This is a genomic window from Burkholderia sp. Ac-20379 (genome assembly GCF_017104645.1).
GTDB lineage: Bacteria > Pseudomonadota > Gammaproteobacteria > Burkholderiales > Burkholderiaceae > Burkholderia.
On the sequence record NZ_JAAGPF010000437.1, the window covers coordinates 1 to 4638 of the forward strand.

General features: G+C 68.4%; 3 protein-coding genes. All 3 read left to right on the top strand.

Features of this window, described 5'->3' with window-relative positions; genetic code table 11:
- On the top strand, nucleotides 1-461 hold a 461-nt coding region (locus tag G3N92_RS30890; protein ID WP_206131342.1), incomplete at its 5' end, for a periplasmic heavy metal sensor.
- Nucleotides 462-886: 425 nt separating this feature from the next.
- Nucleotides 887-3769 (top strand): GH92 family glycosyl hydrolase, encoded by a 2883-nt coding sequence (locus G3N92_RS30895; protein WP_206131343.1) that lies wholly within the window; start codon nucleotides 887-889, stop codon nucleotides 3767-3769.
- A gap of 264 nt (nucleotides 3770-4033) precedes the next feature.
- Nucleotides 4034-4363 (top strand): H-NS histone family protein, encoded by a 330-nt coding sequence (locus G3N92_RS30900; protein WP_206131344.1) that lies wholly within the window; start codon nucleotides 4034-4036, stop codon nucleotides 4361-4363.
- The last annotated feature ends 275 nt before the right edge of the window (nucleotides 4364-4638 follow it).

The window sequence follows — 4638 nt, forward strand, 5'->3', positions numbered from 1 at the left end:
TCTCGATCGTGCTGAACGTGTTCCTGCTCGGCGCGATCGCCGGCGGCGCCTATCAATGGTTCGCGCGCCACCCCGGCGGCAACGCGGCCGGCAAGCCCGGCGCGAAGCTCGCGCTGCGCTTCGCGGCCGACGGCCTCGCGCCCGAGCGCACCGAGCAATTCCACGAGGCGCTCAAATCGGCGCGCCGCGAAAGCCGCATCTTCGTGCGCGAGGCGCGCGAAGGCCGCCGCGACGTGCTCGACCTGCTGGCCGCGCCGCAACTCGACCGCCCGGCCGTGGACGAAGCGCTGGCCCGCACGCGCGACGCCGATGCGCATCTGCGCGCGCAGGTCGAAAGCAACGTGGTGGATTTCGCGCAATCGCTGTCGCCCGACGAACGGCAACGCTTCGTCGACGGCCTCAGACGCAGCGGCCAGTGGCGCATGCCGGCCGCACGCAACGGCCAGCCGTCGCATCCATGACACACGCCTGTTAGCACCTGCCCGCCGTCGAGGCGCACCCGTTCGCCTCGACGGACCGATCCGTCTCCCCCGCCTTCGCGATGTGCGCTCGCAGCAGCGCCGCCGCGTTCATGTCGCGCTCCCGCGCCTCGCCCCAGCCGCCCCCCGCGCATCGCGGCGCCGCATCGGCGGATGCCGAAAATCCGGCACGCAAACATTGAATACAACAGCGCCGCGTTGCGTCGCGTTGCGCATCGTTTAGTAAATCCAAGAAAAATATTACAGATGTGTTTATTCGATTGACGCCGCCGGAGCGCGACTCCTAGTCTTGTTACCGCTGCAAAGATTCGGAAAGAAAATGAAGCAAAAGATTCACGACGAGCCGGCGGTTCGTTCGCACGAGTCGCCGAACACGAATAAGCAGAGAAGAACGGAGAGAGACGATCATGAATCGATTCACGACGCTCGCCGCCACCCTGGCCGTGGCGTGCGCGTTGAGCGGGTGTGGGGGTGACGACGGCGGCTCAGGGGCCCCGTCGGTGCTGGCGGCGCGGCCTTCGGCCAACGCCGCCGATACGGTCGATCTCGACGACGGCCGCACGCTGTCGTTGACGCAATACGTCGATCCGCTGATCGGCACGCTCGCGAGCAATTCGCCGAACCCGGTGCCGGCCGGGCAGGCGGGCAGCGTGGTGCCGGCCGCCGGCCTGCCCTCGGGCATGGTGCAATGGGCGCCGGACACCAACACCACGCCCGCGCCGAACGACAGCAAGGAGCCGGGCTCGCCGGCCGGCTACTACTACGACATCCATTCGATCCAGGGCTTCAGCGTCACGCACATGCCCGGCGCCGGCTGCGGCGGCAACGACGGCGAATTCCCCGTGATGCCGACCACCGACGCCACCCAGCTCGTGCCGACCTTCAGTCATGCCAACGAAATCGCCAAGCCCGGCTACTACTCGGTGCTGCTCGATTCGCAGATCAAGGTGGAACTGACGGCCACGCTGCGCACCGGCTTCGGTCAGTTCTCCTACCCGGCGGGCAAGCCCGCGCTGCTGGTGCTCGACGCCACCCGCACCAACACGCGCACGTCCACGGCCGGGGCGATCACGCAGGTGTCGGACAGCGCGATCTCGGGCAGCACCACCGGCGGCGGCTTCTGCGGCAACTCGGTGGCGGTGCCGGTGTACTTCTACGCGATGTTCGACCGGCCGTTCGTGTCGGGCACCGCCGTCTCGCAAGGCGTGGCGCATCTCGCGTTCGCCTCGGGCAAGACGGTCAAGATGAAGATCGGCATCTCGTACGTGAGCGTGGCGAACGCGAAGGCGAACCTCGACGCGGAAAACCGCGGCTGGGATTTCGACGGCGTGCGCGCACAGGCCGACAGCACCTGGAACAACGCGCTGAACGCGATCCGCGTGGCGGGCGGCACGGCCGACGCGAAGACCAAGTTCTACACCGCGCTGTATCACGCGCTGTGGGCGCCGAGCATCTTCAGCGATGCGAACGGCCAGTACCTCGGCTTCGACAGCCAGGTGCACCAGGTCGCGAAGGGGCAGGGCGCGCAATACTCGTCGTTCTCGGGCTGGGACATCTACCGCTCGCTGATCCAGTTGAAGGCGATCCTGAACCCGTCCGACACCAGCGACATGATCCAGTCGCTCGTGAACGACGCCGATCAGTGCGGCGCGATTCCGCACTGGGTCAACGACAACGTGGAAGACGGCGTGATGCCGGGCGACGCCGGCTCGCTGATCGTTTCGAACGCCTACGCATTCGGCGCGCGCCGCTTCGACACGCAATCGGCGCTGCAGCACATGGTGAAGATGGCCAACATCCCCGGCACGGCCTGCAACGGCGCCACCACCAACGGCGGCCGCGCGAGCTATCTGCAGACGGGCTACATCACCAGCGGCGAATGGGGGCAGGCGTCGTCCACGCTCGAATACACGAGCAGCGATTTCGCGATCTCGCGCTTCGCCGCCGCGATGGGCGACACCGCCACGCAGCGCATGCTGCTGGGCCGTTCGGCGTACTGGCAGAACCTGCTGAACACCTCGCTCACGCCGCCGCTGATCGCCGCGCGCCAGTCGAACGGCGCGTGGATCGCCGAAACGCCGAGCAGCGGCGACAACTACGTCGAAGGCAACGCCGAGCAGTACACGTGGATGGTGCCGTACAACCCGGCCGGCCTGTTCGCGCAGCTCGGCGGCAACACGGCCGTGACCTCGCGGCTCGACACGTTCTTCACGGTGCTCAATGCCGGCCTGAGCCTGCCGAACTTCTACATGGGCAACGAGCCGACGTTCGAGGTGCCGTGGCTCTACAACTGGGCCGGCTCGCCCTCGGGCACCCAGCGCACGGTGCAGCAGATCATGAGCACCGCCTTCGGCACCGGCCCGGACGGCCTGCCCGGCAACGACGACCTCGGCGCCGTGTCCGGCTGGTACGTGTGGGGCGCGCTCGGCCTGTATCCGGAGATCCCGGGCGTGGCCGGCCTCGCGATCGGCAGCCCGCAGTTCCCGCAGATCGACGTGCGGCTCGGCAACGGCCGCAGCCTGCGGATCCGCGCGGCGGGCGCGCCGGCCTCGGGCTACGTGCAATCGCTGTCGATCGACGGCCGTGCCCAGCACAGCCCGTGGATCGCCTACGACGCACTGGCCAACGGCGCGACGCTGCGCTTCGCGATGGGCGACGCGCCGACCCAGTGGGGCACCAACGTGCAGCCGCCGTCGTTCGGCGTGCCGGTGGCGCTCGACGCGGCCGACAGCTTCAACAACCGCGGCTTCAGCGCCGACGGCGCCAGCAACACCGACGGCCAGGGCGCGGATTTCGACGGCAGCCTGTTCAGCTACTCGCTGAACGCGCTGGCGGCGGCCGGCGTGCAGCCCGGCAAGCCGTTCCCGGTGGCGGGCGCGGCCGTGACGATCGGCGGCGGGCCGCTCACGCTCGACAACACCGTCACGGTGGGCCAGACCGTGATGCTGCCGCCGGTGCCGGACGGCAAGGGCGTGGTGGTGGTCGGCTCGGCCAATAACGGGCCGAGCACGGGCGTGGCGCAGTTGAACTTCGCCGACGGCACCAGCCAGGCGGTCACGCTGGCGTTCGACGACTGGACGCTGAACGGCGGCAGTGCCAGCCCGGCCTCGGCGATCGCCGTGACGATGGCCTACCGCAACGGCGGCGACGGCCAGAAGGACGGCGTGAAGACCTACCTCTTCGCGCAGACGATCCCGGTGCCGGCCGGCAAGATCGTGTCGAGCATCACGCTGCCGCGCCAGGTCAGCGCCGGCAAGATGCACGTGTTCGGCGTCGGCATCGCGTCCTGATTCCGCCCGTCCGCCCCCGGGTCGCAGCCCGACCCGTGCGCCGCGCAGCGCCGTTCCGGCTGCGCGGCGCGTTGTTTTTCGGGGCCGCCGGCGTACGCCCGGCCGCCCCGATCTTCATACAAACCTTGCGCCCGGTAATCCGCTGTCATTAAATGTTCCGAATAATCGATGCAGTTGTCAGCGATTGATGAAATTGTGGTCAGAGCCTAGTAATATGGCGCCCTATCGCCACTTGCCGCCCCACTTATCGACCCGCGACCCACAATGAGCAATAACCTCAACGTTCTCGAAGAACAACTGCGCGAACTCGACCGCCAGATCGCGGACGCGAAGGCGGACGGCAAGCGCGCCCTGCTCGCGACGCTGCAGGATCAGGTGCAGGAATTCGGCATCAGCGAAGACGAGCTGCTGCGCGCGGCCGGCTTCCGCCAGGCGCTCAAGCCGCGCAAGGCCACGCCCGCGAAATACTACGATCCGTCCTCGGGCCAATCCTGGTCGGGCCGCGGCCCGCGCCCGAAGTGGCTGCAGGAAAAAAATCTGGACGACTACCTGATCGATCGCGCCCCGAAGCCCTGGTGGCCGGGCGAGGAGTAAGGTTTTCAGGCCCGGCGCACGCCATGTGCGCCGGGCGTTTCGCCCTCGCCTGACCCGGCTCGCGCAGCCTGCCTGCCGCCCGCCTCCGCCGCCTCAGGCTCCGTTTATCCCAAAATTTTTCGTTTTCCGCGACGGATTCCCGCGCCTGCGCCGTGTAACGCTTATCTTCCACGCCGGCAGGACTCCGTATGAACGCTCCGTCCCGCGCCCAGGCGGCCGCGATCGCGCTGAACCGCTTCGGCCTCGGCGCCCGCGCCGACGACGCCGCGCCGCCC

Excerpts from the sequence above, each read along its gene's own strand:
- G3N92_RS30895 (WP_206131343.1), top strand. The coding sequence starts at position 887 with ATGAATCGATTCACGACGCTCGCCGCCACCCTGGCCGTGGCGTGCGCG.
- G3N92_RS30900 (WP_206131344.1), top strand. The coding sequence starts at position 4,034 with ATGAGCAATAACCTCAACGTTCTCGAAGAACAACTGCGCGAACTCGAC.